The organism is Erythrobacter fulvus (assembly GCF_028595285.1).
Taxonomy (GTDB): Bacteria; Pseudomonadota; Alphaproteobacteria; order Sphingomonadales; family Sphingomonadaceae; genus Erythrobacter; species Erythrobacter fulvus.
This window is the reverse complement of record NZ_JAQQXQ010000002.1, coordinates 1-25,074: the sequence shown is the minus strand read 5'-3', so window position 1 is coordinate 25,074 and position 25,074 is coordinate 1. Positions and strand designations below refer to the sequence as shown.

Here is a 25,074-nt window from a genome sequence, read left to right as displayed (position 1 = left end):
GGACGAGATCCGCGGCCTATCCGCTGACAAGCGTATCCATCCGGCGCATCGCAAGAACATGAAATTACCACGAATAGTTAGTCGTCTGTGAAGAATGCGATTTGCGTTTCGGATTGGGGTAGATTGCACAGGAGAGCTGGGCTGGTTTTTCAGGCAGCGGCCATTTCACGGGGCGCTACGGGAAGCCAAGCCGTGAGCAAGGCGCGCAAAAGCGCGTTCAGTCATGCGACGAGCAACCTCAGATTGTGACCTGCGGCGACCAGGATCGCGTTGATGGCATCGCCGGTGGCGCCGGCGAGGTGATTGCGTTCCAGCAGACCGTCGGATTTGGTGTGGCCGATGATCGGCTCGATGGCATTTCGGCGTCTGAGCTCGCGCCTGATCGTAGGTGAGGCGATGCCGCGGGTGTGGGCGATGTAGACCTTGGCCTCTCCGTCATGCTTGTGCCCTTTGTAGCCGCGGTCCACATAGGCCCGCTCGACGGTGATGCCGGTCAGGCGCTCGACCTGCTCGATCTGCCCGGACAGGGTGTGACCATCGTAGGGAGTACCGGGCAGGGCCTGCATGCCGACGATGAACTGGCCGCCCGCGGTGCGCGCGTTGGTGACCGCGATGGAGGTCTTTACCCCGAACTCGTAGCGCGTCCTCGCCTTGCCCTTGGCGATGCATTCCACCTCAGGCGCGTGCAGCGCGTAGAGCTTGTCGGTGCTGTCCGCCTTCTGGGTCAGGATCCTGGCCACCCGCTCACGCGCGACGGCAAAGGCAGCCTCGAGTTCTTCATTGCCGGCGATCTTACGGCCGATGTCGCGGTCGAGCCTGCCCAGCCAGGTGCGCAGTTTGCGAACCCAGCGCATCGCCTGCTTGTGTCCACGGCCATGGATTAGCCGTGAGACATCACGCCGAGCCTGACGTCCGACGCGCAGGAATGACTGCCTCAGCTTGAGCCCGTGTTTCCTGGCCAAACGGTTCAGCCACTCGATACCACGCATCAGCAGATGACTGTCGGTGGGATGGGCAACCGCCTTGGTCTGGACCGTCGTATCCACCGTTACGCGCTCGCAAGCCTGCGGCGGCATCGCCCGGGTCTCCATCGCAAGGCGCAGTGTCTCGGCCAGCAGCAGTTCGAGCTTGTCAGCGCCGATCCGCCCGCGCCAGCGCGTCATCGATGACCGGTCCAGCGGCAGCTTGTGGCGGAAGTACTGCTCGCCGCAGAAATACTGGTAATACGGGTTCTCAACCCACCGGGCGCAGACTGCGTCGTCGGACAGACCCTCCATGTGCTTGAGCAGGTGCAGTCCCGCCATCAGCCGCGTCGAGAGCCCTGGCCGCCCCTTCTCGTGATAGAACCGGCCAAACGCTTCATCGAACCGCGACCAGTCGATCAGCTGCGCCAACTTCACCAGCGCGTGCCCCATGTCGATCATGTTGTCGAGCTGGCTGCGGAACAGCTCGTCACTGCGCGGGGCGGGTTTCTTCGGCGGCATCGGCAAACCTCATCGTTTCGGCCAGCGCACTGAATCACGGCCCGATCTGCCAGAAAAGCCCCTACGTGCGCGGGCGCACAAAATCACAAGCTTTTTGCCCAACCCGGCACCAAACCTTGCAAATCCGATTACTTCAATCCCACCAAAAACAACGCGTTTCCAACGCTTTCAGCGTTTTTCACGGACGACTCGCTACGCCCGAGCGCCACGATCAGCGGCCCGCGGAACACTTCAAAATCCACCACCGCCGCCAAACGCTCCAGCGGATCGCCCGCCGCGCTCAACGCCGCATAACGGTCCGACAGATCAAAGAAACCAGGCTGCCCCACCATCTTCGCCTCCGATCATCGCAGGGGCATTGAATCAGGCCGCAGCCTCAAAGGCGAGAGGTTTTTCGAGGCATCCATCTGACGAATGAACCAGAGATCACGTCGTCTGGGAGCCCCAATTATTAGCATGTGAACTAAGCTCAACAAGCTCCTTTGCCAAAATTGGCGGAACATCAATGCCCATACTATTTAGGAGTTCTCGCAGTCGCCAACGCCAATCTAGTTTTGCAAGAGCGTTTCTATAGTTTAATGATGCGACTTCCGGCCGCCATGCTGCCCGTGCTTCTTTAAGGGCAGCTATATTGTATTTCAGATCAATGCGATCAAAGTCAAGAAATGCTCCTGACCAAAGCAAGCGATCGAAACTTCTATCGCTCCGAGGCTGCACACCAGCGACGACCGCTCCGCACGCAAGAGCATCTGTCCACCGAGCCGTAATATACTCTTCGCGTCGGTGCGTGTAAGGAGCGGGGGCTGCGAGGTTCGAGTGCGCTATAAGATAACGCGATTTCGCCAGCACCCTCATGACAGACTTCTGGTTTTCTGATGGATCATCCAACAAAGGGGGGCGTCCTTCAAAGCTCAACCCGGCTTGTCGACATAAAGACGCCGTTATTATATCATCATTCCATTCTCCTGGTTGGCGGCCAAGCCGTAAGATATCTACCGACTTATCGCCGGTTCCGCTGCCAAAACCAAGTACATCGCTGCCCCAACCTAGAACGATCACTCTTCGGGGGGCAATTTTTTCAAAATTTGCCTCATCGTTCGGCCGCATAACAGCGACGATATCAATATCCCTGAGACTAACAGCTGGAGGAGTCCACTGATGATTGAAACTATCGATAATCCATACGGCGATATTTTCGTATCTACTCTTGAATTGAGCCATCGCCCGAAGCTGAGAGATATCTTGAGGATTTCGAATTATCCCCACCAAATGATCATTTGAGCGCCTGATGCTTCTACGGCGTAGATTTATCACCTTATGCCATTTGCTAGGAACAGGAGGAAGAAAAAGAAGCTCACCCCCCAAAAGCCTCGCCGCAAGATGTGCCAGGTGCGTAATTGGTGCCCATCCCGGGCTCCTATCAAAAAAGAAGGCAACATCCACAGCCATAGTTTCGTTTCTGACAGGCGTATCTTTATGTCAAGGATCTGGACACCCGCAAAAAACGTATGCGGCAGACCTCAGCGACCGGCGTTCCCTCCTAGCCCTGCTCGATGACGAACGCCTTCTGCGCGTCCGTGAACTTCGATGCCTTCACGCCAAACCTCCTCGCCCAGCCAAGGATGTTTACAGCGAAAAACTCTAGCCGCGAATGGTCCAGTTTTCAGGTGGCAGAGGAGCAGGTGTAGATCAACGCTGAAGAAATATCGTGATGGCGGCACACCTCGGCAACGCACGCGCCCGGTGCGAACGCCTCGGACAAGATCCGCAGCCGTTCCTCATCAGTCCACCGTCGGCGCCGCTCCGGCCCCGAAAACACCGTCACCTGACCCATCGACCACTCCCCCGCGCGCTCAAAAGAGCACGCTTAAGAGCGATCACTCCCTACCCATGCAAGGCGGCCCACGCCGGATGGGTACTATGAGCTCGGGGTAACCGAGCACCATCATGGGCGTTGGCAGCACTCGCGTCCAACGTGCGGATCAGCCCGTGAGCCCGGTCGATGCCGATGTGATTTTTGCAGCCGAACAACGGGATGGCAAGATCCACTGGCTTGAACGCCTTCGGATCGCACGGCATCGGGCACTCGGCCATCGAGCCCCAAGCCAAGGAACCGCTGGTACGAAAGCCGGTCCTTGATCTGGAACTCGGTCGCTTCGTCCGAGAGCGAATAAAGCGCCTGCAGCACCAGGACCTTGAACATCATCACCGGATCGAACGGTGGCCGACCACCTTTTGCTCCGATCGATCTCAAAAATGCGCTTCTGCCAAAGTAGTGCTAGATCTCTACAAGTCTCCGTGATCGTCGAAATCAGCAAAACTTCTCTACTTATACTCAATTAGGCTTTGTCGGCGGCGGAAAAGTCGCTCTGACCAATGCCTCAGAACCCCCGAAACCTGAGCAAATTTCCCAATTAGAAGTAATCCTCCGTATGTTACTGAAAAACCCCATGGTTGGCCGGAGCAGCGCTTTCGCCAAGTAATGCGAGCGGCTTGAATTAGGTAGAGCACCGTCAGCGCTGCCATCAAGATGCCGGCTACGTCTGACGCCAAAGGTGCACTTGCTGCCGCTACGACCAGGATGCTGGATGGCAACGCCAACCCCCAGAACACGATGCTCATGAGCGCACGACGCCAATTCGGAAGAGACTGTGCGCCATGATGCGAGACATGGGCGGCATAGGCGAACCCTGCGCGCTTGGCTCTTTTCCACCAATTTGAAAATTGGAGAATATTCGCATCATGCAACGTCATCTCGGCATCTATGCGCCGGACGTGCCAGCCGAACCGCGAAAGCCGAAGGCATAGGTCGGGCTCCTCACCAGCAATCAAATCGTCGCTGTAACCGTCTGCATCACGCAAGGCCGTGGCCCGGATCAGAGCATCGCCGCCGCATTCACTGACAATGCCGACGGGCACGTCCCATTCATCGTCACAAAGCTTGTTGTAGATACTTCTTTCGGGAAAACGCTCGCGCCGCCGGCCGAACACAATCGCAAGGTGGTCATCTGACCTGATGGCAGACAGCGCCTTGCAAAACCATCCGGCTGCGACCTCGCAATCACCATCTATGAATTGGACAAACGACGTGTCCGGATCTTGATCGAGCAGCCTTCGCCAGCCAGCGTTACGCGCCCTGGCGGCCGTGAAACCCAGACGATCGTCTAGCTCGACGACAATCGCTCCGGTCGAATGCGCGAACTCGACACTGTCATCAATGGATCCGGAATCGACATACACCACCTGATATTTGGAGGGTATCGATCGGAGGCACCGCTTGAGCCGCTCACCCTCATTCCGGCCTATTACGACGACCCCAATGCGGTCTAAGCTCATGTGACGGTCGTCCTCCATGCTAACCCCACAAAATAGCACTGCCGTCTGAACGTCAGTCGAAGAAGATCGATAGCGTTTCCGCGTTTTCCAGCCATGCTTAGTCGCGCTTGGTTCTAACCCAGCCAACGCGCTTGCCTGCAAGGAGTCGACTATACATCGGAAGTTTCCACAGAAGATAGAGCGGCAAGGCCGCCAACGCTCTTGGCGTTAACCAGAGATGTCCTTCCAGAGCCCAATTGAGCAGAACGCCTGAAAGCGCCGCGACTAGTGATGCCACCAGCACAGCAAAGGGGAGCCAGTCGCCAGTGAAAATTGTCACGCCACCAAGGATGGCTGCGATTAGACCGCAAATTGCCATTAGGAGCGTCATAGGAGGGACAAGTAGGTGGAGGCCGAGCAAAATCGCTTTCCGATCCAAGCTTATCAATCCGTACCCAAACAGCGGTAATGCATGAGACAAGGAGACCGTCAGAAAGCCCTGCTCCCAACGAGATCGTTGGCCGATGGTTGCCTCTTCACTGGCTGGGGCACTATAGACAGTGGCCTGTTCCAGGTAACAGGGGGACTCGCCGGATCGAATAAGGTCGACTGACAATGAGAGGTCTTCCACAATGCTCCCTGTTGCCAAAGGAATCCGATCAAACACCTCCCAAGGAAATGCCATCCCAGTACCGGTGAGAATGGCGCCTCCGCCAGCTCGATAAGTCCCTCTTTGCCGCACGACATTCTTGATCCAGAAAGCAAAACTTGAGACCTGCACCTTAGCCGATCCGGCCTGCGTAGGTTCAAGCACATTGCGAGCCTGAACAGCTGATCGGGCATGGCAGGCGCAGCGCGCGAGGTCAGCGACCGAGCGCGCATCCGAATAGCAATCCGCGTCGATCACAATAACACATTGGGGTGGGGCAGCTCGCAGGTAGTCTCGGCCGAATGCCAGCGCGAACCCTTTGCCGCGGTCTTTTGCGTTGAAGCGTTCGACGACCTCGAAGCCTTGCTCTCGGACTAGCGCCGTGGTTTCATCAGTGCAATTGTCTGCGACGACCAAAACTCTAATTGTCTCAGAAATGGCGGGCCGAAGACGCTCAAGAGTCTGGACAATGCCCCTCGCCTCATCATGCGCAGGGATCAAAATGCAAGTCTCAGGTACTTGCCCAGTGTATTCGACCGATTTCGTCCGCCCGATGCCGAGCCACACCTCTAGACTGAAAATGAGCACCAGCAGTGCAAGCGGCATGACGATCAGCCACAGCAAGGCGGTCAACAGCTCAATCATGTATGCCGACAGCCTCGCGAAAGAGTGCGTTCAGTTGCCGTCCGTTAGTCGCGGCATCGTGCATTGCCGCCACCCGGGCGCGGCCGATCCTTCCCATGGCCTCGAGATCCTTTGACGAGCTATCGAGAGCCGCACGCATGGCTTCTACGAGTTTCTCGACCGATCCCGCCGGGACCAGCCAACCACATTCCTCGTCTACGAGCTCGGGTGTTCCAGCAATCGTCGATACGACAACAGGTCTCGAAAGAGCTAGCGCCTCCATTATCACGACCGGCAGTCCCTCGGCAAAGCTCGGCAGGACCATGGCGCGCGCATCGAGAATATGTTCAATCACTTCGTCGGAGGAGGCTAAGCCAGCGAGCTTAACGCTATCATGAAGGCCATGGCTTTCAATGAGATCGCCCACCTCTTCGCGCATTTCGCCATCGCCGACAATCGTTAGGCCAAATGTCTTGCCTTCTTGTTTGAGACAGGCGGCGGCTTCTATCAGTAGCGGTATGCCCTTCTGAGCGCTGAGGCGTGCAATGGTGCAGAGCCGTGGCACATGCGTTATACTTAATACAGGTGAACGGTGGAAAAAACTCTCGTCGACGCCGCAGCGCACGACCTTGATTTTCGACCAATCATGAAAAGCGCTCCAGCGCATGAGTTGGCTGCGACCGTAGCTGCTTATGGCAACGCAGAAGGCACAGTCGGCAATCTTGCCCTTCAGGTCGAGTTGAACGGGCGCATCAAACTCGTCTGGCCCATGTACAGTGAAACTGTAAGGAATGCCGGAGAGAGCGCTTGCCAGACGAGCTACCATAGCTGGGTTGGTGCCAAAATGCGCATGTAGATGATCTATCGACTGCTCCGCCAGTCGCCTCGCTAAGGCAGCGCCTTCTATAAGGTATGCAGCGCGCCTGATGACATTGCTAAGCCGCCAGTCGCAACCTGCCGAGGCGATTTTCAAGGCACGGAGACCGCGAAGTGGGTGGGTGGCTAGGGTTTTGGCCGCTTCAACGAGAAGGCGCACCGCCCCTATCCGAAGCAGAACTACTGTTTGAGCGCGCTCCGCCTGATCTCTCGGGTCTGGAAGCTCAGATTCCTCAACAGCACGGATCGAGAAGCGAGCGACGTGTGTCCCGCTCGCCTCGACGGCGTGGATCTCACGGCGGATGAAGCTGTGGCTTGCGGCGGGGTATCGGTTCACCAGATAAGCTACGCGCATGTTATGCCCTAACCCTTGCCAGGCAGACGCCTAAGGCCTTTTTTCGTCATTGCAACCGTCCACGTCGCTACAGATGCGATCAGAGTGGTCAAATCACCCGGAACCTCGTAAGCTTGCCGAAACGTTGAATTTGGATGGATCAATGAGCAACCAGCCGGGCCGATCTGCGCTGACAGCGCCGGGTTTGAAGATGGATAGGCGCAGCCTCATAGTCGGTGCGGGGCTCGCAGCTGCAGGAGGCATTTACTATGCGCGAGCCCCTGTGCGGCTGGCGATGCCGGTTAAACAGGAAAACTTCACCGCTGCGATCCCGGAGAAGGTTGGCCAATGGACTTCCCGGAAGAGCCAAGAGGTTGTGCTGCCGCCGCAAGATGACAGCAACGCGCTCTATGAGAACTTGGAAACCCGTATTTATGAAGGCGCGGGTCTGCCTACGATAATGCTGCTGATCGCCTTCAGCAGCAAACAGCAGAATGACATCCACGTCCATAGACCGGAAGTCTGTTACCCTGCCGCAGGCTTTCCGATCCTTTGGTCCCGCCCCGCGGAAATTAGTCTCGCTTCGAAATCGCTAACAGGACGAGAACTCCTCGCCGACCGCGGCGGCCTGCGGGAGAGGATTTTTTACTGGGTGCGCGTTGGCCATGCATTTCCGATAAGCTGGTTTCAGCAACGTCTGACAATGGCCGTGCAGAACCTTCAGGGCACAGTTCCAGATGGCGCCCTTTTCCGGGTTTCAGCCATCGAAGAGCCGGACAACCCAACTTCAGGGGCGATCATGGATTTCATCGAGGCGTTTCTTGCGGAAGTTCCTCCGGCTTTTCGAGACGCGATCCTGCTGTGATGCGAACGCCCTCACATCATGCCCGAAGCGGGATGCATGAAGGTCCCGAACGTACGCGAAAGACACACTCCGACCTTTGCACCCAAATGCTGTTTTCACTGGAACAGTCGCCTTCCATCAGAGACCGGAGCGCGCCAATGACTTGCCCTAGTGCCACCGGAAATCTCGCCAGCTTGGAATGTCCCGCCGTTTCGAAATGCTGTTGGTTCGCTTGAGCGAAAGCTCAGCTCGCCTATTACGCGAGGCAACGGGCCCAATCATGGAAACGGCGCTGATCAATGCCTAATACCGTAGCTTACATCGCCTTGCTGCTTTGGCCAGCTGTGACGCTGGCATTGTTCGCATCGATGCGGCCAGCGCCAGCGCTCATCTGGTCCCTGCTTGGCGGCTACCTCTTGCTGCCAGTCAATACCGCTTTCGACTTTCCCGGCGTGCCGGCGCTCGACAAGACGTCCATCCCGAGCATCTCAGCGTTGGTCGGCGCGCTGATCTTCGCAAAGGGGCCCGTCGTGCGGCCTCCTCGCGAATGGTGGCTGGTGGCGCTTTTGGCGCTCTACATCATATCGCCGATGTTCACCGTGCTCACCAACCGCGATAGCTTGATGTTCGGCAGTTTTATGCTTCCCGGACTGAAGCCCTACGATGCATTCTCGGTAGCTGCTTACAAATGCATTGACCTCATTCCATTCGTGCTTGGCTACAGCGTGTTGAGAACAACCCGCGCCCAGGATTATTTCCTGCGCGCGCTGGTTGTCGCAGTTCTCGGTTACAGTCTTCTTATGCTGATCGAGGTTCGCCTGAGCCCCCAGTTACACACGTGGATTTATGGCTTCTTCCCCCATAGTTTTGGACAACAGGTGCGGGATGGAGGCTACCGTCCGGTGGTTTTTCTTGGCCACGGACTGCTTGTTGCCATCCTCACTGCAATGGCGATTGTTGCTACCGCCTACCTGGCCCGGCGCCGGGCAACGATATTCGGCGTTTCTGCCTGGGCATGGCTAGCCTATCTGGTGGTCGTCATGATCCTGTGCCGATCGCTCGGTGCATTAGTTCTTTCCGCTGCAGCGCTGTTTGCGATGATCGTCATTCCGCGAAAAGGAGTGCGTCTTATCTGCGCCCTAGTGGCAATCATGGTCCTTTTGTATCCGATCCTGCGCGGCGTCGATGTCGTGCCGGTTCAGGCGTTTGCCGATCAAATCGCCGCGGTGAACGAGGAGCGATCCGGCTCGCTCCAGACCCGGATCGACAATGAAAACCAACTTCTTGAGCGCGCTAACCAACGGCCGTGGTTCGGTTGGGGCGGCTATGGTCGCAATCGCGTATACGACGAATACACAGGAAGGGATCTTAGTATCACCGATGGGACGTGGATCATCATAATCGGATCCAACGGATGGGCCGGTTACATCGCGGCCTTCAGCCTTTTTTGTCTGCCCATGGTTGCCGCGTGGCGAAGAGGTGCCCGGCTGAGCCCAGCGAGCGCCGCTTTGTCGCTTATCCTGGCTGTCAACTTGCTCGATCTGTTGCCAAACTCATCGCTGACACCGTTGACCTGGCTCATGGCGGGGACTTTGGCGAGGATGCTGCAACGATCCCTTCGAACGACCAGTGACACCACCTATTATCGGGAACAGCCGGATAACTCTCACTTGGCCTGACCAGTGCCTTCGAACACAAATATCATGATTTCGCCCGGGGGCAGGGACGGAACAATCAAAATGGGCAAGGTTTCCGGTACCGGCACGCTCTCTGAGACAAGGCGAGTGCCTTCAGAGTCAACGTTATGGCTCGTCCAATTGCCACTTTGGCTGATGCGCGTCACGCTCTTCGCTCTGGTTATGGGAAGATCCACCGTGACGGTGGTCGAGCCATCATGGTCCATGTTCGGATAGCCCGGAACTCGGCGAGATATGATGAAAAGGACCAATCTGTCATCTGAACGAGTGGCGTAAACAGCAACTAATGGGCCGTTCGAGACGGCTTCGCGGCGGCGGGCAGCCGGAAGATCGATGGTCGGCACGCGCAAAGTCTCAACCTCGAGCATATCGCCGAGGGCTTCGTTGTTGAAAAAGGCCAGCAAATCCCAGGCCGGATAGGTCTGACCGCCCTTCTGCCAGGGCGCATGGGAGGTCCAGCGCTCGCCGCTACCGTAGGTGAAGTAGTTCTGCAGTTTCTGACCGTGCGCCGCCCGCATGAGGAAGGCATCCAATGTGGCGGTGCCGGCGGCTACGGTCTTCATCGCGACCTCCTGGTCAGCCGCCTGTTCAGGCGTCACTTTAGCTCCATTGAGGCCGTTCATCGCGTAGCCCGGTCCCGCTTCATAGGTGCCTGTGAAAAGGGGGACACCGCGCTCAGCGCCGATCCGAACCGCTGCCTTGCGGTGGCGCTCCGCACGAATGAGACCGGTTTGCAAAACATGGGTCAAAACGCTGGAAAGTCCTGCATCATCTGGCCGCACGGGACCTTCATTCTCATCCCAGCCACCATTGTAGGCTGCGTGGGTCATGAACGGCGTGTTCGGCGAGGCAAGCGAGGCGTCAAACCCGTAATCGAAGCCCGACCAGCCTCCAATCACCGGCGTCAGCTTGGGAGCCAGTTCCGGCCAGTGCGGACTGTCCCGGAAGATTGAGAGGACATATTCTTGGTAGAGGCCATAGACCGCCCCGGAACTATAGCGTTTTCCAGTCGCCGCATCCGTCATTGGCGGGAAAGTCCACGGGGCGAAGAGGCGATTCCATGTCTCGTTACCGATTTCGAAGAGAATTCGATCGAAGCGGCCAACCCAGGGCTGGTGCCCTTGGGCCGAACGCTTGGCAGCCCATGGCCGCGATGAGGGATCATCTTTTTCTGGATCGAAAGTACCGGCGAGATACTCCGCAAGGCCTAGCCATTCGTCTCGCGAAAGGTGCGGTTCGATCTGAAGCCAAGGGTCCATTTTCAGCCGGGCGATCTCCGCAAGGGTCTGCTCGAGCGTATTGCCGCCATCCGTATTGCTCACTCCGCCGGGGTTCGTGATCTCGTTGAGATCGTAGGTAGCAAAACCGGTCTTGATGAAGCCGTGCGTGCGCAGGGCCCCCATGCCGGATGCCTCGAGACGAGCGACATCCTCAGGTAGAAAAGAGAGGAAGTCAGCGTCATCTCGGTAGATACGGAAATTGTCGATGTCGACCTCACCGGGCCCCTCGATGCGCAGCTGCATCTGACCGACCTGCTTCGATGGGTGAACTTTGGAGACCTCGAATGTGCCCGAGTACCTCTTCCATTCCGATGTTATCGAAAAGCGGATCGGATCGACGCGAGCTTCGTTGCTGCCGTAAAATCCGGCCAACGAGAAGGTCACGGGACGCGCGGATCGTCCGCGCATCCACACTTCGAACCGGTAGGAGCGGCCGGGTTCCAAGACTTCATACCAACTCTGCTCAAGTCCAGAGTGATTGTAGCTGCCGAGAACGACCTTTTCCCGTTCGGCTAGCGACAAGCGCAGAAACGTCTCGCCCGGCTCGCTCACCGGCGTTTGCGTGTCGTGGGAAACGAGCGTCCAGTTTCCATTGCCCGGCTCATCGGACCAACCGATAAGCTTGTTCTTGAACGGCCGCGCGTCCACATTCGCATTCCAAACCCTATTGGTCAAACGCTTGCCCCGTTCGGCACGAAAGAAGCGAGTTCGGATGATTGCGAGGTCGCCCGCTTTGATGGCCGGTCCTTTCCCCTCCAGTTCAAGAAAGTGGCCTCGATGTTCGCTAGGCGGCACATCCGAGCGAAAGATCACATACCCTTCGGCATCGTGCACAGCATCCCAAGCGAACCGGACCGTACCTTTATCGGTCAGCACTGCAGAAAATCCCGTAGGCGCCTCAAGCCTGCCACCGGTGTCTGACCACTTCATTTCTCTGAGCGAATTCTGCGCTTCAGGTCTTTGCCTAGGTAACGCCTTTGGCGCATTTACAACAACGAACTTTGCCGCCGGAGACAGATGCCCGCTTCCATCAACAGCACGTACGGTAAAGTAATAAGGAGCATCGGGCCGGTTCCAGGGCTCCCAAGTGAATTCAAAACTTGGCGTGGCGTGCGCGATAATCTTGTCGCGCTGCGTCACCGGAAGCCATCCAGAAGCCTGGTGACCACCAACCGCGACACGATCCGTGCGGACGGACCGGAAGGCCCCGTCCACAATGCGCAGTATTTCCACCTCCGCGCCATCGAGCGCGCCAGTACGCCATGAATCGTAGTGCGAAATGACATTTGCCGGCGCGATTATCCGGTTCGCCGAAGGCGCCGTTGTTTGTATCATTGTCCGGAAGACTAGAGGCTCAAAACCGCTGTCCACGCTCAGGCGATGCCCGTTGCCTATCGCCCCGATCGTAGCGGTGAAAGGCTGCACATCAGCGCTCAAGATGGTGTTCGTTACGACGAAGTGAGCATCATCCGAGGCGGCGGACTGAGAGCAACCGGAGCCTGCGACGCAAATGCTGAGAAAAGCGCTGAAAAATATCCCCGATTTTCTGAAAAACGCAATCATTAGCGCCGCCTAAATAAAAAGACCTATAATAGTAAAGTCGACAAGTTACATGAGAGCATCGGCCCACTTTTACCTCTAGATTTTTGCTACGTTTCCAACGAGCGGTCGCATACTAGCACGGAACCGCATGGATCGGATGGCCGCATCGATATTAACTCGTCTGGAGCTGGTGCAATCAGCCCATCAAATCGCTTTTGATCAACTAAACACCTCGAGCCAAGCGCCGGAATTTATCGTAAAAAAGCTTAAATATCAGAGGCCTTCAGCCGGGCTCAACAAAGTTGCTTTTGATACCTGCGTAAAGAAGGCGTAGCGTCTGTTGGGAAAAGGGCTTTGCGAAGACAAACCTCCTAGCGTAGTGCCAGAATGTTGTCATGTTGCCCTCCGAGTGCGCCCACCAAGCCCATTTGAGGAAGATATCAGACAACTGCACTTCCGCTTCTGTTTGCCTAGGTTCTGGCAGAGTGAATATCTGCCCACGCCTGGCGGCCGCATCGCGAGCAGCTCGCCACCCCGAATGGCGCTGCTCGAAGCGCTTTTTGTATCCAATACTTTCCGTGTGCTGGCGGTAGCGAAGGACGACCTCCTCGAGGTTAACGAGCGAACCGACCTCAGCCAACCGAAGGAAAAGGTCGACATCTTCAGCAGACGTATACGTATCTCGATAGCCTCCGATGTCACGGATCGCCGAAGTCCTAATAATCGCCGTAGGATGGCAAACGGCAGAAACGCATGCCTCCATATGGAATCTATCGATGGCAGCATGGTCACACGGTACAGGCAAGCGGCAGAGTGCCCGGTCATCCTGGTCCATTAAAATGACCTGACCGCCCACCGCGACACAGGTCGGGTGAGCCATGAGATACGCTACCTGCCTTTCAAAACGGTCTGGCAGCGCGATATCGTCCGCGTCCATGCGGGCAATGAATGTACCCCGCGCCACCTGCAAACCGGCATTCAGGGCCTTCGTCACCCCACCGTTCTGCTGTCTGCGAACAACTACACGCGGATCTCTGCCTGCAGCCTCTGCAAGGATGTCGGATGAGCCATCAGTCGATCCGTCATCCACTGCAATCAACTCAAAATCGATAAATGTCTGGGCGAGAATACTGTCGAGCGCAGCGCCGAGAAACCTACCTGCGTTGTAGACTGGCATTACGACGGAAACCAATGGCGATTTCACGCGCCTCGCACTCCCGTAATACGATCTTTTAAACGTCGCCCTATCACGGTAAATGCAAATCGAACATACGATAGTGCTTCCTTGATAGATGAAGGTGGGGCGATTTTCTTTTCCAACATTTCCATTCGGCGACGCCAAATTTCGGGATGAATAATGTCAGTAATAAAGAAATCTTCGCGGAGCCCAAAATTTTGAAGACTGTCACGATGCATGAAAAGAAGTAAATTTTGTCTGTACCAGTAAGGAATTTCTGTAATTCCCCAAATCCGAGGGCGCACCACATCAACCGGAACGTAATTATGGTTTGCAAATATGGCGCACCAGTCCGACAACCAGCGTTCGTTGACGTGATCAACGCCACCTTGATAGGGTACGGCTGCGGAAAAGAGCACCACCGGAGCGGCACGACACAGGCTAGCTACGAACTGCTCCGAGGCGCCCGGCGGGAGATGCTCAGCCACCTCAAGGGAACAGGCGAGGTCGAAGTGCCCAACATTGATTGGCTGCCTAAAATCTGCAGCCCGAAAGCACGACTGGTCAATCCGCAGCTTTGACTTGGGCACCTGACCACCCTCAAGCCCGAGAATATCGACTGCCCCACAACTCTTAAATTGCGCTAACCAGCCGCCCACCCCACACCCGAAATCCACAACACGCTCCGGCTTAACAATTTCATAAATTATAGGTACAATTACACTAGCCGAATAAATCGACAGGTCGGCCTGCTCTTCATAAAAGTCAGCGTCATATGAGCTCAGTGCATCCATTTCTTAACTTTCTTAATAGCTAGAAATGCGCGGCGCATCTCGCTTCGCAAGACAATTAGCAGCGCCGAGTCCGCAGATTTTTGTAACACAAACGCCTTGTCCACAAGCTTCCCTAAAGGCCTTAATGTGCCAGTTCAAGGTATCTGAAGTTATAGAAGTATGACGCAACAATGACGGCGCATCCGACACTCAGAAACAACACATCGTGCTTGATATCCCATGCCCCGAGACGTCTCGCATAAGCAAGATTGAGAGGGGCCGCCGCAAGCGTCCCAGCAATCGGAGCTAGGCAGGCCCCAATAATCCCGAAAGCATAGACCCCATAAAAAAGAGCAATAAGTTGCGCTACGGCCGTAACAGCAACGACAATGAAAAACTTCCTCGATTCCCCAGCCGCCAACAGGCACCCGCCATAGCTGCCCCAGAGCAACGTCGGCATTGTTGCGTAGGAAACGAGCAAGAGCAACGCGCCAGCTCGATGATATCTGTCATCGTAAACAAGCTGAATGAACTGACTTCCAAATATTGCAAGCACCGCCCAGGCTGAAAATCCAATCGCCGACAGACCGTGCCGAGCTTTCGAGATATCAGCGAAGTTCTTTTCACTTTGCCATGGGGGGTGCTTACAGTAGAGAGGAAACAGTACGGAGTCTATAAGCGCACGATAGAGCAACGTGGAAGCTGTAGCGAGGAAGAAGGCAATGTTGTAGATGCCGAGCACTTCTAGGTTTAGCAACCGCCCGATGACCAGCTTGTCTGCATGCGAAATGACGAAGCCCGCGATAGTTCCCAATGTGATCCATTGGCCGAACGATAATAATTTCTGGACATCTTCCGTATCCCACCTGAGCCTGTTGGTAGGCCCTGGCAGCACCAGATAGTAAAGCGAGAGCTTGATAGCCTCCCCAACCAATGTGCCGATGACCAGTGCTAGCGGACCCCGCAACACAACGGCAAGCAGGACCATCGTGCCAAGCCCGGTGATCTGGGCAAAAAGGTCAATGAGAACCACGCGCTTTAGGCTAAGATTCTTCTGCGCCACATAGAGCTTGGTCGGGTACAATCCGGCCAAGATGGCGGTCGCCGCCGCGAGTGGGATAAGCGACGCCATCTCTTCTGAAGCATAAAAGTCCGCAATCTGCCCAGCGGCCGCAGTCAGAACGACCCAGATCATAAGGCCGCGCAGAACCTGTATCGTCCAGGCGGTATCGAGGAACGCTTGATCATTCTCGCTTTGGCTGCGAATAATTGAGGGCTTGATGCCGACGTCGGACATCATCGCTATGCCGGTGATGACCGTTTGAATCACCGCCATAACGCCGAATGCCTCGGGATAAAGCAACCGCGCCAAGATGAGATTGCCTGCGAAGCGAAGCGCCTGCGAGCCCCCCAGTTGCGCGATCGTCCAACCCATGCTCGCTAGGGCACGGCGCCGAAGCCCCCAAGAAGCTTTTTCGTTGGTCGCAACCGCACTCATATTAACCAGCCTTAACTGCGATAGCTAAAGTAGCCACGTTCCTGCAGCGGTCCGTCACACCGTCGCCGAGCCCCCTCATGCCTTCCGAACGCCATCCAGCAGCGCCCTCTCGAACAGCTTAGCCGATTGTTCCCAGGTAAACTCAAGGCTCCGCTTGTGCGCTGCTTCCGACATCCTTTGCCACGATGAGGCATCCAGCGTAAGGACCTTGGTTAGCCGGTCAGCGAGGGCATTAGGATCTTCTGGGTCAACGACGTAGCCACTATGCGCCTCTTCAATAACATCTGCCGCACACCCTGTGCGCGTCGCGACTACTGGAGTACGACAAGCCATCGCCTCTAGAATAGGAAGGCCAAACCCCTCCGATCGGCTTGCAACTAAAAAGACATCACACGCCGCATAGATATTGCGAAGCTCGTGTTGTGGTGGATCAAAAAAGAATTGCGTTTGGGCAGGCAAAGGCAGCCCCTTGGATGGGCGCTCTGCGCCAAATGCGACAAGCCTGAGGAATGGTTGCGATTGGCGGACCAAATCGATTGCCTCTAGAGCAACATCAACGCCTTTAAACTCCTTGAGGGAGTACATCAATCCGATGGTAGGCTGGTAATTCTTTCTGCGCTTACTTGCGAAAAATAGGTTATGATCGACAGCATTTGGAACGAGTTTTACATCACCATCTCCATATACATTAGACATAACGTCTATGATCCAAGAGGAAATGGCAATCTTTTTTAGAGGCATGAAATAACTACCCCCAGAGATGTGCTTGGAAGATGATTGTGAATCTCATGATGCTGCACGAAGTAGAATTTACGACCTTTGGACTCAGGAAGGCGCACGACTTCGAATGCCGTTTCCCACCAAGTAGCAATAATAGCGTCAGCGTCAGGAACATCTTCTATTGTAATGGGTCCCGAATGGGAAGGTATAATCAGCTTCGTCTTCATTCGATCGAAGTGGGTTTCACGAAAAGATACAAGGGATTTTTCGCCACGCACAAAATTTAGAACTTTCCTTCGGGTAGATTGCAAGGGAGGGCGGCGAGCAACTACAGCCACGTCATGTCCAAGCGCTGCCAGTTGGTCTGCATAGATCGCTATGACCCTCTGACCGCCCGAGATATTCGGCGGAGGACTTAGGAAAGTAATCTTCATCTTCTGCTCGGCATGAATATGGTGCACCTATCTTCTCAACGAACGCAACGAACCCCAAAGTGGCTTGCGCGTGACATGCTGATGGAGCGGCTCCCCTGCCAACTGAACGGCCCAACCATCCAGTCTGCCAGACGATAACGCACTTATCTCGAACCACTAATCAAGGCCAATGTGATGCAGCCCACAGGCGTTGCGTTCGTGTATTCAAAACAAAAGCTTTACGCTCGATGTATGAAGAGACGGTTTTCAAGATTCGGGCAAGGAGTGGATACACCATTCCGAAAATTCAGCGAGTCTCCCTCCATTTTTGGGTTTGATCTCAGCGCAATTGTCATGTTCAATGCAGCTGACTAAACCGTTTTAACGTTTGTCCGCACAGCTCCACAAAATCACGGTAAAGGACTGAATTACTTGGATAAGTCTGGGCATCAACGGAGAGGCCACGATATCCTGATTTCCATCGTTAACTTCCGGACTGCCAAGCATTGCATTAGCTGCCTTGCGTCACTGGTAACTGAGCGGGCAGCAGCCCCTGGCTTTCGCGTGATCGTTGCTGATGGGCATTCAGACGACGGATCGGTTGAGACGCTTGCGAAGTGGATTAGCGAAAGCGGACATGCGCATTGGATCAGGGTGCTACCTCTTGGCATGAACGGCGGCTTTGGCTGGGCCCACAATCAGGTAATGCTGCGCGCACTGCAGTCCGATAATCCGCCAGCTTTCATATATTTCCTGAACCCCGACACGGTTCTCGAGACCGGCGCGATAGCGGCTTTGCGGCGAGCATTTGACCAAGATCCAGAAGTCGGCTGTGTCGGAAGCCAAATGATCAACGGTGAAGGGGGGTTACAACCAGCCGGTTTTCGATTGGCTACCGTTCGCACCGAATTCGCTCGAGGGGCGCATACTGATATGTTGGTACGCATGCTATTGGCAAAGCACCCCCTCGTCGCGGCCGATGGGGATAAGCGCGATATAGAGGCAGTGTCAGGGGCAAGCTTCATGGTTCGCGTCGATGCGCTCCATAGGGTAGGCTTGTTCGACACGGGTTTTTTTCTCTATTTTGAAGAATTTGAGTGGATGAGACGCTTTAGGGCTCATAGCTGGAAAATCGCACATGAACCAATGTCTCGCGTTCATCACATCGGCGGTGTGGCCACCAAGCTCAGCCGAGATCGCAAGATCCTCGCGCAGTCGCCCCGCCCCTTTTTCTGGTATCAGTCGCAGCGGCGCTATCTCTACAGAACCTTGGGCGGCACACGCGCCAAGCTGGCAGGAATGGCATGGTTTCTTGGCTACCTTCTCATCGCTTGGCCGCGGGCGCTCTTGTCGCGGGGAGTGCGTAGCCGTCTGGTAAAAAATGAAGGCCGCGATATGCTGCGAACTTGGCTAGCAAGCGATCGCTTTGATCGGCAAGCTTTCATACCCTTCCCTACTGATCCGATCGATGAACCACCAGCCTGGATGAAGAGACAGAAATAATGCCAACCCTCGACTGCTCAACACAAAGCCAAGCTGTGGCTAACACCATGCCTCACTTCATCATCATCGGAGCGATGAAGTCGGCTACGTCGACGCTACATGTCCAGCTAAGCCGTCAGCTTGGCTTCTGGATGTCCGAGCCCAAAGAACCGAACTTCTTCAGCGATGACGACGTGTGGACGAAAGGGCTCGGATGGTACTCCGCCCTCTTCGAAGGCGCCGCCCCCTCAGACCTGCGTGGAGAGTCCAGCACACATTACACAAAGCTCCCGGACTACCCCGAAGCGCTCGCAAGGATGCGTGAGCACGTTCCGGATGCCAAACTCATCTACATTATGCGTCATCCGATCGATCGGCTTGTTTCGCACTATATGCATGCATGGCTTGAGGCATCCATGGAGGGAGACATCAATCAGGCAGTCGAACGATATCCGGCGCTGGTGAACTATGGACGCTATACCATGCAGCTTCAGCCATTTCTGGAGACCTATGGCCCGGACAATGTGTTGCCGGTCTTCTTCGAGAGGCTAACCAAGCATCCACAGGAGGAACTCGAGCGGGTTTGCGCGTTCCTGGGATACGAGGGCGTCCCGATCTGGAGCGAAGAGGAAAGTCGGCAGAACGTCTCGACCGAGAGGCTACGTGTCGATCCGCTCCGAGATCGCATTGTCAACTATCCGCCCATCAAGTTCGTTCGCCAGAAGATGATCCCTCGCAGTGTCCGCAACCGGGTCAAGCAAGCGTGGCAGATTACCGAGAAGCCCGAGCTCTCGCTGCCTGTACGCAGGGCTCTGATGGCAACGTTCGACCAGGATCTGCAGACTCTGGGCGAATGGCTTGGAGCCGACTTGGACTGCCTGACATTTAAGGAAGCAGTACGAGCAAAGCCACTCAATTGGACCAAGGCTGCTCCTTTTCAAGATCAGTGGACCTTATCCCCCGCCACCTAAATAGTGACTTGTGGCAACCTGATCTGCTTCCGCGCAAATCCCAAAAGATCGGCTGAAAAACCGTTACGGTGAGCGAAAACGCACTCAGGGCTGTCCTGAACCTATCTTGCATGGGGGTCGATCGAACGGTAGTTCAACGGCTCATTCCGGCGGCTTCACCGCTGAAACATCGAAAGCGGACTTTGGAACACAGGGCCATAACAGCGAGGCGGGACAGGTTCTCATGGTCGTGGATGTCGGTTGCCTGGCCCGCGCTTTTAGGACTTCTGATCATCGCATTCCCGACACTGCGTTACATCGCGGTGGAAAGCTGGGCAACCGAGCAAGGATCGCACAGCCCACTGGTGCTCGCATCAGGATTGTGGCTGTTGGTCAATCTTCAACATGAAATCCGTCCGCTGCAGGAGCGCCCACCGGTTGCGCTGACATCTGCAGCGATCATCGCGATGGCCGCAGCGCTTCTGGTCTTTCGTGCTGCGGCGGTCATAGAGCTAGAGGTCTACGCGCTTTACGGTCTGTTTGTTGCCGTGCTCTATGCCTTCATCGGTTGGCCGGCACTCAAAGGCTTGTGGTTCCCCCTCCTCTACCTCGGCTTCGCGGTGCCGCTGCCCGATAGCCTGATTGCTGCGATCACCAATCCGCTCAAACTCTGGATCAGCGAGACGGCGGTGGATCTGCTCTATCTTGCGGGATACCCGATAGCGAGTTCCGGCGTCACCATCCAGATCGGCCAATATCAGCTGCTTGTCGCTCAAGCCTGCGCAGGCCTTAATTCGCTCATCACCCTGAGCGCACTTACGCTGTTCTATGTCTATCTTACCCACCGTGCGGAGTGGCGCTACATGCTCGGCCTCACGCTCGCAGCCGTACCCGTCGCCATCTTCTCGAACCTTGTGCGCGTTATCATTCTTGTGCTGCTCACCTATTATGCGGGGGAGGCGGCGGCGCAGGGCTTCCTCCACTACTTCGCCGGAATGACGACTTTCGCGGTTGCGTTGGTGTCGATCTACCTGATCGACAAGCTGGCGCAGCAAACCCTTGGCCGTTCCCGCCAGCAGCGCAGCCAAGACTAGTCGCCCTCCTCGCTCGCGCGGTCGAACGGCTTCAGAACGAAATATATGTAGGCCATCGTGGCTACGGTCATGCCGACAGCAGGAAGCATGTAGCCTTCGTTGCCAAGGTAATTGGAAACCGCGCATCCGAGCGCCGGCGGCAGATAATGCACGATCTTGTCGCGCGGCCTATCTTCTGACGAGCGCTGCAGAAACAGCACGGCCAGACCTGCAAACACCGCCACGGTGACCCAATCGTAGACAGTTTCCAAATTTGCTTCCCTGCCCGTGCTAGGGTCGTCATGCGAACACTTGCAACCCCACCCTGAAACCCTCATTGGACGTCAGAATTGATTGGGAGGACTAGGTGAAATACATCCGGACTGCAAGACTGGCCATGCTGGGCCCCGCGCTGCTTTGCCTGCAGGCCTGCAATGGCGAGCCCACGGGTCAGGTCGTCGCTATCGTGAATGGCGAGGAGATCACTCAGGCTGAACTCAACGCCGAGATTGCCGAACTGCCGGCCACGATCGGCGGTGACAAAGAAGCGATCCGGCGCCAGATGTTGCAGCAGATCGTTGACCGCCGCCTCATGGCGCAGGTCGCCAAGGAAGACGGTTTCGACCGGGACCCGCTGTTCCTTACCCGCGAGCGTCGCCTCAGGGAGGAACTGCTAGTCCAGATGTATGGTCAGAAGCAGGCTGAAACCGTGCGCGTCCCTGACGCTGCAGCCGTCAAGAAATACCTTGCTGACAATCCCGGAAAGTTCAGCGAGCGCGCCGCATATCTGGTGGATCAGATCGTCTTTGCTTTCCCTTCCGACCCGCAGGTGCTGAAGGCTCTCGAGGCTGACAAAACCCTCGAGGAGGTCGAGCAGACCCTCAAGCGGTTCAACGTCGAATATGGTCGCGGTAACAACAGTCTCGATTCAAGCACCGTACCCACGCCGGTTCTCAAACAGATCCTCGCCCTCCCGGCAGGTGAGCCTTTCGTGATTCCCGCGCAGGGACGCGTAACGGTCAGTGTCATCACCGGCCGTCAACCGGTTCCCACAACGGAACAGGAAGCTGCCCCGATCGCCGCGCAGCAAATGCGGGCAGAAAGCCTCACCGACCTGCTTCGCACCCGACTGAATGAGGCGCGCGCGAAGGCCGATATTTCCTATCAGGACGGGTTCGCGCCAGAGAAACCAATCGGACCGAGCGAGGTCGATAAGACCGGATAAGGATTAAATTATGCGGCTCCACCCACCCTGCCGAGAAGTTGATAGTTGAAAATTAAACGTCTTGGGGGCACGGCTAGGTGAAGTTACTGGGGACAGAAGTGAGCGACAGGGAAGCAAATGTTGTCCGTGCGGGCTATCGCAAGGTGAGCATTCTGCTCATGCTCGGCCTCGCAGCGATCGGTTTCACCCGGCTTGAAGATCGCGCCATTATTGGCGCACCCGGCTCGCCTGCTAACGCAATGGCAGCGCTCGCACTGTCAGATGAAAGCGATCCTGCCGAATCCTATTCCGGGCCTCCCGATGATTCGGTTTCGCTCGGAACGGCATCCCGGACACCCACTAACCGAATTCGCAGGGTCTTGCGCGAAAGAGACGTGCCAGTCGTAGCATCAAGGCAGATCCTTGCGCGTGACGGACTTCGGAATCCGAACCCAGGCGAACAGCAGAGCGCCCCCGGAACGGATGCGTCTGCCATTCAGGCATTCTCGGCCATTGAGCCCTCGGGTCCTTCTTTCGCATCTCTCGCACCACCGCTTGCAGGTCAGGGCTCACCAGTCTTTGCTGCCGCCATTCCCGCTTCCGGGGGTGGTAATGGCGGTGGCCAAGGTGGTGGTGGCGGTGCCGGCGGAGGCCAAGGCGGTGATAGCGGCGACGACGAGGGTGGTGGCCAAGGTGGCGCTGGCGAAGGAGGCGAGGTAGTTGTCACTCCGGTTCCCGAGCCTGGAACGTGGCTGATGCTGATACTCGGCCTGTTTGCCATCGGCAGTGCCATGCGGCACCGGGGCGCAAGCCGGGCCGAACGCTTCAAGCTTCCGACCGTGTAACGCGAACGGGCGGAACTTTGATGAGATCACAGTCACTTGCGCGGCTTGTGTCGCTGGCTATTCAGGCATGGACACTCATCTGCGGGCTATACTTCCTTTGGGAGGCGCTTGCATATCGGGGCTTGTTCGGCCGTCTCGCCGAATTTCAAATTGCACGATTCGGCAGTTATGTTCCGCTCCTCACGTACCTTGTGCTCTTCACGCTCGCCCTCATCCCTGCATGGATCATAGCCTGGTTTTTTGCGAGGCGCCGCGAGGAGGACCTTGACCTCGCCGCTTTGCTTGAACTGCGAATTTCGCAGGCGCGCAAGCTGCGTCTCCTGATTGTTGCTCTTGCTACCGCGAGCGTTTCGGTTGCGGCAGGATTCGCCATTTATGCGTTCTGGTTTCTTCCTGGACAGGACGGCGAATTGCGTACCATTGCCGCAAGCGAGTTCGGCGCTGTTCCAATCAATGAGGGCCCGACCCGCATCGTGGGCGGCGAACTCGGAACGGTCATTTTCTTCGGACAGGACTGGTTTATCGGCGATGACAGGATGGCGTTTTCGCCCTATCGGCCCGTTGCAGATGGCGACGGCCTATCTCGTGTCTTCGTCCAATTGGAAACAACCGGCACGAGGGGGCGCGAGGCGATTGTGCAACGCCCCGCCTGGTCCGGTATCATTGTCGAAGGCGGCCTGCCAGGTACAGTCCGTGTGCTTTTCAACTATATCGGTGTCGGCATTTCCGATCCCTATTACACCCTCTACCAGAACGAGTATGCGCTCAAGGTCAGGTTCTGGCTCCAGGCGATGCAGTGGGCTTTCCTCACGCTGTTCCTCACTCTCCTGATTGTGTCGCAGACAAGAACGATCAAGAAGCTCGAGCGGCAAAAAGATGCCGCCGCCCCGCCGGCTTACTGAGCCTCTCCATGAGTTCAGATGGCGTGTACCGAAGTTCGCCCCAAGTCACTATATTTTCAACAAAAACAGTCGATAGCCCAAGCTAAATCTGCGGAGTGGGCGCGGCAATCCTACTTCGCTGTTAACCGTGTTCTAAGGACGATACGGAAAGAACTTGCCGGCTAGAGAGGGGCGATGTGGCAGCCACCTCTTTCATACCTATGCCTTGCGACAGCGATCATTGCTTTAACGGCGTCTCGCGTCGACGGGGACGGCGCCGCGTCAGCAATGGCAGCACGCGCGGTCACAGCGCAGCCATCTCAGAATTCCGCAACTAATGGGATAATGCGGGCCTCGAACGGGCTCTTTTATGTCACTGCAAACGTCGGTTCCGGCGAGGCCCGCTTTCTTGTCGATACAGGAGCAAGTCACGTCATTCTCAGCCATTCTGACGCGAAGAAGTCGATAAGCCGATCGAACCGACAAAAGACCCAAGATCTCGTTACGGCGGGCGGGGCAATTGCGGTTGACTGGGTGGTGCTCGATACAATCGTCATCGAAGGACAGGTGCTGCGGCAGGTCGAAGCGGCCGTCCCTCGCCGCGATGTCGGCATTTCCTTGCTCGGGCAAAGCGCGCTTGCCCAGTTTAGCAGCGTCCGGATCGAAGGAGATCAGCTATCGCTCACCAAATGACAGGTCGTCTCCGTCACTTTGGTGAAAATTCGGGCAGCGCCAACGGGAAACATGTTTAAGCGGTCTCAACCGCCCCGGGATTGCCGGAGGCCAGTTTTATCAAGTTATGCAGCCATGGGCGTGTCCTCCAGCATGGCGTAGTAGCGCTTTCGGCCTCGGCAGGCGGGATGTTACCGATGGGCTCGAGCAGCGGGCGGTTGTTGAACCAGTCCACTCATTCGAGCGTGGCGTATTCCACCGCTTCAAATGAGCGCCATGGGCCTCGCCGATGCATGACCTCGGCCTTGTAAAGGCCGTTGATCGTCTCAGCCAAGGCGTTGTCATAGCTGTCGCCAACGCTGCCGACCGATGGCTCGATCCCGGCCTCGGCAAGGCGCTCGGTATACTTGATCGACACGTATTGGCTGCCGCGATCGCTATGATGGATGAGACCGGCGCTGACCGGCCCCCACTGAGTGGTCCGTGTTGATTGTTAGTGCAAGATTGTCTCCGGCGCCATGGCTGTCCGGAGGTGAAGCGGAGCGGAACCGGAGGACAGCCATGGCGGCGTGGCCGTTTCCGGAGCCGGAGGCCGATAGCCCAGGGAGCTGTGCGGCCTTACGGTGTTGTAATGCCGCCGCCAGGCTTCGATCAGGATCTGAGCCTCGGCCAGAGTGTAGAAGATCTCTCCGTTCAAGAGCTCGTCGCGCAACGAGCCGTTGAAGCTCTCGCAGTAGCCGT

At 56.5% G+C, this 25,074-nt stretch carries 22 protein-coding genes and 4 pseudogenes; 10 read left to right on the top strand and 16 right to left on the bottom strand.

Annotated elements, in window-relative coordinates; all coding sequences use genetic code 11:
- Positions 1 to 221: 221 nt before the first annotated feature.
- The 8 genes and pseudogenes from OIK40_RS03010 to OIK40_RS02975 form a co-directional block, all read right to left on the bottom strand.
- On the bottom strand, positions 222 to 1,484 hold the full coding sequence (locus tag OIK40_RS03010) for an IS5 family transposase (protein ID WP_374211774.1): 1,263 nt from the start codon (positions 1,482 to 1,484) through the stop codon (positions 222 to 224).
- 194 nt (positions 1,485 to 1,678) lie between these two features.
- Positions 1,679 to 1,816, bottom strand: a pseudogene (locus OIK40_RS03005) (IS5/IS1182 family transposase); the annotation flags it as partial.
- A 94-nt stretch (positions 1,817 to 1,910) separates the two neighbouring features.
- On the bottom strand, positions 1,911 to 2,933 hold the full coding sequence (locus tag OIK40_RS03000) for a glycosyltransferase (protein ID WP_273676104.1): 1,023 nt from the start codon (positions 2,931 to 2,933) through the stop codon (positions 1,911 to 1,913).
- Positions 2,934 to 3,147: 214 nt separating this feature from the next.
- Positions 3,148 to 3,318 (bottom strand): transposase, encoded by a 171-nt coding sequence (locus OIK40_RS02995; RefSeq protein ID WP_273676103.1) that lies wholly within the window; start codon positions 3,316 to 3,318, stop codon positions 3,148 to 3,150.
- A 95-nt stretch (positions 3,319 to 3,413) separates the two neighbouring features.
- Positions 3,414 to 3,735 (bottom strand): annotated as a pseudogene (locus OIK40_RS02990) (transposase); the annotation flags it as partial.
- A 74-nt stretch (positions 3,736 to 3,809) separates the two neighbouring features.
- Positions 3,810 to 4,838, bottom strand: a complete 1,029-nt coding sequence (locus tag OIK40_RS02985) for a glycosyltransferase family 2 protein (protein WP_273676101.1) — start codon at positions 4,836 to 4,838, stop codon at positions 3,810 to 3,812.
- Positions 4,839 to 4,917: 79 nt separating this feature from the next.
- Entirely contained in the window at positions 4,918 to 6,093 is a 1,176-nt protein-coding gene (locus OIK40_RS02980) for a glycosyltransferase family 2 protein (protein WP_273676099.1), read from the bottom strand.
- On the bottom strand, positions 6,086 to 7,303 hold the full coding sequence (locus OIK40_RS02975; RefSeq protein ID WP_273676097.1) for a glycosyltransferase family 4 protein: 1,218 nt from the start codon (positions 7,301 to 7,303) through the stop codon (positions 6,086 to 6,088). Before OIK40_RS02975 ends, OIK40_RS02980 begins: the two co-directional genes overlap by 8 nt.
- Before the next feature lie 142 nt (positions 7,304 to 7,445).
- Here OIK40_RS02975 and OIK40_RS02970 point away from each other — a divergent pair, with 142 nt between their 5' ends.
- Together OIK40_RS02970 and OIK40_RS02965 are read left to right on the top strand one after the other, a co-directional pair.
- Positions 7,446 to 8,147 (top strand): exosortase C-terminal domain/associated protein EpsI, encoded by a 702-nt coding sequence (locus OIK40_RS02970; RefSeq protein WP_273676095.1) that lies wholly within the window; start codon positions 7,446 to 7,448, stop codon positions 8,145 to 8,147.
- Positions 8,148 to 8,425: 278 nt separating this feature from the next.
- Positions 8,426 to 9,805, top strand: a complete 1,380-nt coding sequence (locus OIK40_RS02965; RefSeq protein WP_273676093.1) for an O-antigen ligase family protein — start codon at positions 8,426 to 8,428, stop codon at positions 9,803 to 9,805.
- Here the strand turns inward: OIK40_RS02965 and OIK40_RS02960 are convergent.
- The 5 genes from OIK40_RS02960 to OIK40_RS02940 all read right to left on the bottom strand — a co-directional run bounded on the left by OIK40_RS02960 (position 9,793) and on the right by OIK40_RS02940 (position 16,834).
- Positions 9,793 to 12,666 carry a carbohydrate binding domain-containing protein gene (locus tag OIK40_RS02960; RefSeq protein WP_273676091.1) on the bottom strand — a complete coding sequence of 958 codons (2,874 nt, stop codon included), beginning with the start codon at positions 12,664 to 12,666 and terminating at the stop codon, positions 9,793 to 9,795. The two genes, OIK40_RS02965 and OIK40_RS02960, sit on opposite strands and share 13 nt — an antisense overlap.
- 262 nt (positions 12,667 to 12,928) lie before the next feature.
- Positions 12,929 to 13,849, bottom strand: coding sequence for a glycosyltransferase family 2 protein (locus tag OIK40_RS02955; protein ID WP_273676088.1), 921 nt, complete (start codon positions 13,847 to 13,849; stop codon positions 12,929 to 12,931).
- Complete coding sequence (locus OIK40_RS02950; RefSeq protein ID WP_273676086.1) at positions 13,846 to 14,616, bottom strand: methyltransferase domain-containing protein; 771 nt, start codon at positions 14,614 to 14,616, stop codon at positions 13,846 to 13,848. Before OIK40_RS02950 ends, OIK40_RS02955 begins: the two co-directional genes overlap by 4 nt.
- A 121-nt stretch (positions 14,617 to 14,737) precedes the next feature.
- Complete coding sequence (locus OIK40_RS02945) at positions 14,738 to 16,093, bottom strand: oligosaccharide flippase family protein (RefSeq protein WP_273676085.1); 1,356 nt, start codon at positions 16,091 to 16,093, stop codon at positions 14,738 to 14,740.
- Positions 16,094 to 16,168: 75 nt separating this feature from the next.
- Positions 16,169 to 16,834, bottom strand: a complete 666-nt coding sequence (locus OIK40_RS02940; protein ID WP_273676083.1) for a glycosyltransferase family 4 protein — start codon at positions 16,832 to 16,834, stop codon at positions 16,169 to 16,171.
- A gap of 824 nt (positions 16,835 to 17,658) precedes the next feature.
- Here OIK40_RS02940 and OIK40_RS02935 point away from each other — a divergent pair.
- From OIK40_RS02935 to xrtV, 3 genes are all read left to right on the top strand, one after another.
- Complete coding sequence (locus tag OIK40_RS02935) at positions 17,659 to 18,729, top strand: glycosyltransferase family 2 protein (RefSeq protein WP_273676082.1); 1,071 nt, start codon at positions 17,659 to 17,661, stop codon at positions 18,727 to 18,729.
- On the top strand, positions 18,729 to 19,679 hold the full coding sequence (locus tag OIK40_RS02930) for a sulfotransferase family protein (protein ID WP_273676080.1): 951 nt from the start codon (positions 18,729 to 18,731) through the stop codon (positions 19,677 to 19,679). Before OIK40_RS02935 ends, OIK40_RS02930 begins: the two co-directional genes overlap by 1 nt.
- Positions 19,680 to 19,912: 233 nt before the next feature.
- Positions 19,913 to 20,752: an exosortase V gene (xrtV, locus tag OIK40_RS02925; protein ID WP_273676078.1), complete on the top strand. Its 840-nt coding sequence runs from the start codon at positions 19,913 to 19,915 to the stop codon at positions 20,750 to 20,752.
- On the opposite strand, the gene OIK40_RS02920 is transcribed toward xrtV, so the two are convergent.
- Entirely contained in the window at positions 20,749 to 21,003 is a 255-nt protein-coding gene (locus tag OIK40_RS02920; protein ID WP_273676077.1) for an XrtV sorting system accessory protein, read from the bottom strand. The two genes, xrtV and OIK40_RS02920, sit on opposite strands and share 4 nt — an antisense overlap.
- Before the next feature lie 95 nt (positions 21,004 to 21,098).
- Between OIK40_RS02920 and OIK40_RS02915 the strand changes: the two genes are divergently transcribed.
- From OIK40_RS02915 to OIK40_RS02900, 5 genes and pseudogenes are all read left to right on the top strand, one after another.
- The gene (locus tag OIK40_RS02915; protein ID WP_273676075.1) at positions 21,099 to 21,956 is read left to right on the top strand and encodes an EpsD family peptidyl-prolyl cis-trans isomerase; all 858 of its coding nucleotides are present in this window, start codon (positions 21,099 to 21,101) and stop codon (positions 21,954 to 21,956) included.
- Positions 21,957 to 22,514: 558 nt separating this feature from the next.
- Complete coding sequence (locus OIK40_RS02910) at positions 22,515 to 22,655, top strand: hypothetical protein (RefSeq protein WP_273676073.1); 141 nt, start codon at positions 22,515 to 22,517, stop codon at positions 22,653 to 22,655.
- 11 nt (positions 22,656 to 22,666) lie between these two features.
- Positions 22,667 to 22,780, top strand: a pseudogene (locus OIK40_RS15080) (PEPxxWA-CTERM sorting domain-containing protein); the annotation flags it as partial.
- A 20-nt stretch (positions 22,781 to 22,800) separates the two neighbouring features.
- A complete protein-coding gene (locus tag OIK40_RS02905) occupies positions 22,801 to 23,682 on the top strand; it encodes a hypothetical protein (protein ID WP_273676071.1) in 882 nt (293 codons plus the stop codon).
- Between the two features lie 324 nt (positions 23,683 to 24,006).
- The gene (locus tag OIK40_RS02900) at positions 24,007 to 24,354 is read left to right on the top strand and encodes a retropepsin-like aspartic protease family protein (RefSeq protein WP_273676069.1); all 348 of its coding nucleotides are present in this window, start codon (positions 24,007 to 24,009) and stop codon (positions 24,352 to 24,354) included.
- 104 nt (positions 24,355 to 24,458) lie between these two features.
- On the opposite strand, the pseudogene OIK40_RS02895 reads toward OIK40_RS02900, so the two are convergent.
- A pseudogene (locus OIK40_RS02895) lies at positions 24,459 to 24,787 on the bottom strand (integrase core domain-containing protein); the annotation flags it as partial.
- A gap of 39 nt (positions 24,788 to 24,826) precedes the next feature.
- Positions 24,827 to 25,074, bottom strand: a 248-nt coding sequence (locus OIK40_RS02890; protein ID WP_273676067.1) for an integrase core domain-containing protein, incomplete at its 5' end; no start/stop codon positions are given.

Excerpts from the sequence above, each read along its gene's own strand:
- OIK40_RS02995 (WP_273676103.1), bottom strand. The coding sequence starts at position 3,318 with ATGGGTCAGGTGACGGTGTTTTCGGGGCCGGAGCGGCGCCGACGGTGG.
- OIK40_RS02930 (WP_273676080.1), top strand. The coding sequence starts at position 18,729 with ATGCCAACCCTCGACTGCTCAACACAAAGCCAAGCTGTGGCTAACACC.
- OIK40_RS02940 (WP_273676083.1), bottom strand. The coding sequence starts at position 16,834 with ATGCCTCTAAAAAAGATTGCCATTTCCTCTTGGATCATAGACGTTATG.
- OIK40_RS02980 (WP_273676099.1), bottom strand. The coding sequence starts at position 6,093 with ATGATTGAGCTGTTGACCGCCTTGCTGTGGCTGATCGTCATGCCGCTT.
- OIK40_RS02900 (WP_273676069.1), top strand. The coding sequence starts at position 24,007 with ATGCGGGCCTCGAACGGGCTCTTTTATGTCACTGCAAACGTCGGTTCC.
- OIK40_RS02905 (WP_273676071.1), top strand. The coding sequence starts at position 22,801 with ATGAGATCACAGTCACTTGCGCGGCTTGTGTCGCTGGCTATTCAGGCA.
- OIK40_RS03000 (WP_273676104.1), bottom strand. The coding sequence starts at position 2,933 with ATGGCTGTGGATGTTGCCTTCTTTTTTGATAGGAGCCCGGGATGGGCA.
- OIK40_RS02985 (WP_273676101.1), bottom strand. The coding sequence starts at position 4,838 with ATGGAGGACGACCGTCACATGAGCTTAGACCGCATTGGGGTCGTCGTA.
- xrtV (WP_273676078.1), top strand. The coding sequence starts at position 19,913 with ATGTCGGTTGCCTGGCCCGCGCTTTTAGGACTTCTGATCATCGCATTC.
- OIK40_RS02950 (WP_273676086.1), bottom strand. The coding sequence starts at position 14,616 with ATGGATGCACTGAGCTCATATGACGCTGACTTTTATGAAGAGCAGGCC.
- OIK40_RS02945 (WP_273676085.1), bottom strand. The coding sequence starts at position 16,093 with ATGAGTGCGGTTGCGACCAACGAAAAAGCTTCTTGGGGGCTTCGGCGC.
- OIK40_RS02960 (WP_273676091.1), bottom strand. The coding sequence starts at position 12,666 with ATGATTGCGTTTTTCAGAAAATCGGGGATATTTTTCAGCGCTTTTCTC.
- OIK40_RS02975 (WP_273676097.1), bottom strand. The coding sequence starts at position 7,303 with ATGCGCGTAGCTTATCTGGTGAACCGATACCCCGCCGCAAGCCACAGC.
- OIK40_RS03010 (WP_374211774.1), bottom strand. The coding sequence starts at position 1,484 with ATGCCGCCGAAGAAACCCGCCCCGCGCAGTGACGAGCTGTTCCGCAGC.
- OIK40_RS02965 (WP_273676093.1), top strand. The coding sequence starts at position 8,426 with ATGCCTAATACCGTAGCTTACATCGCCTTGCTGCTTTGGCCAGCTGTG.
- OIK40_RS02970 (WP_273676095.1), top strand. The coding sequence starts at position 7,446 with ATGAGCAACCAGCCGGGCCGATCTGCGCTGACAGCGCCGGGTTTGAAG.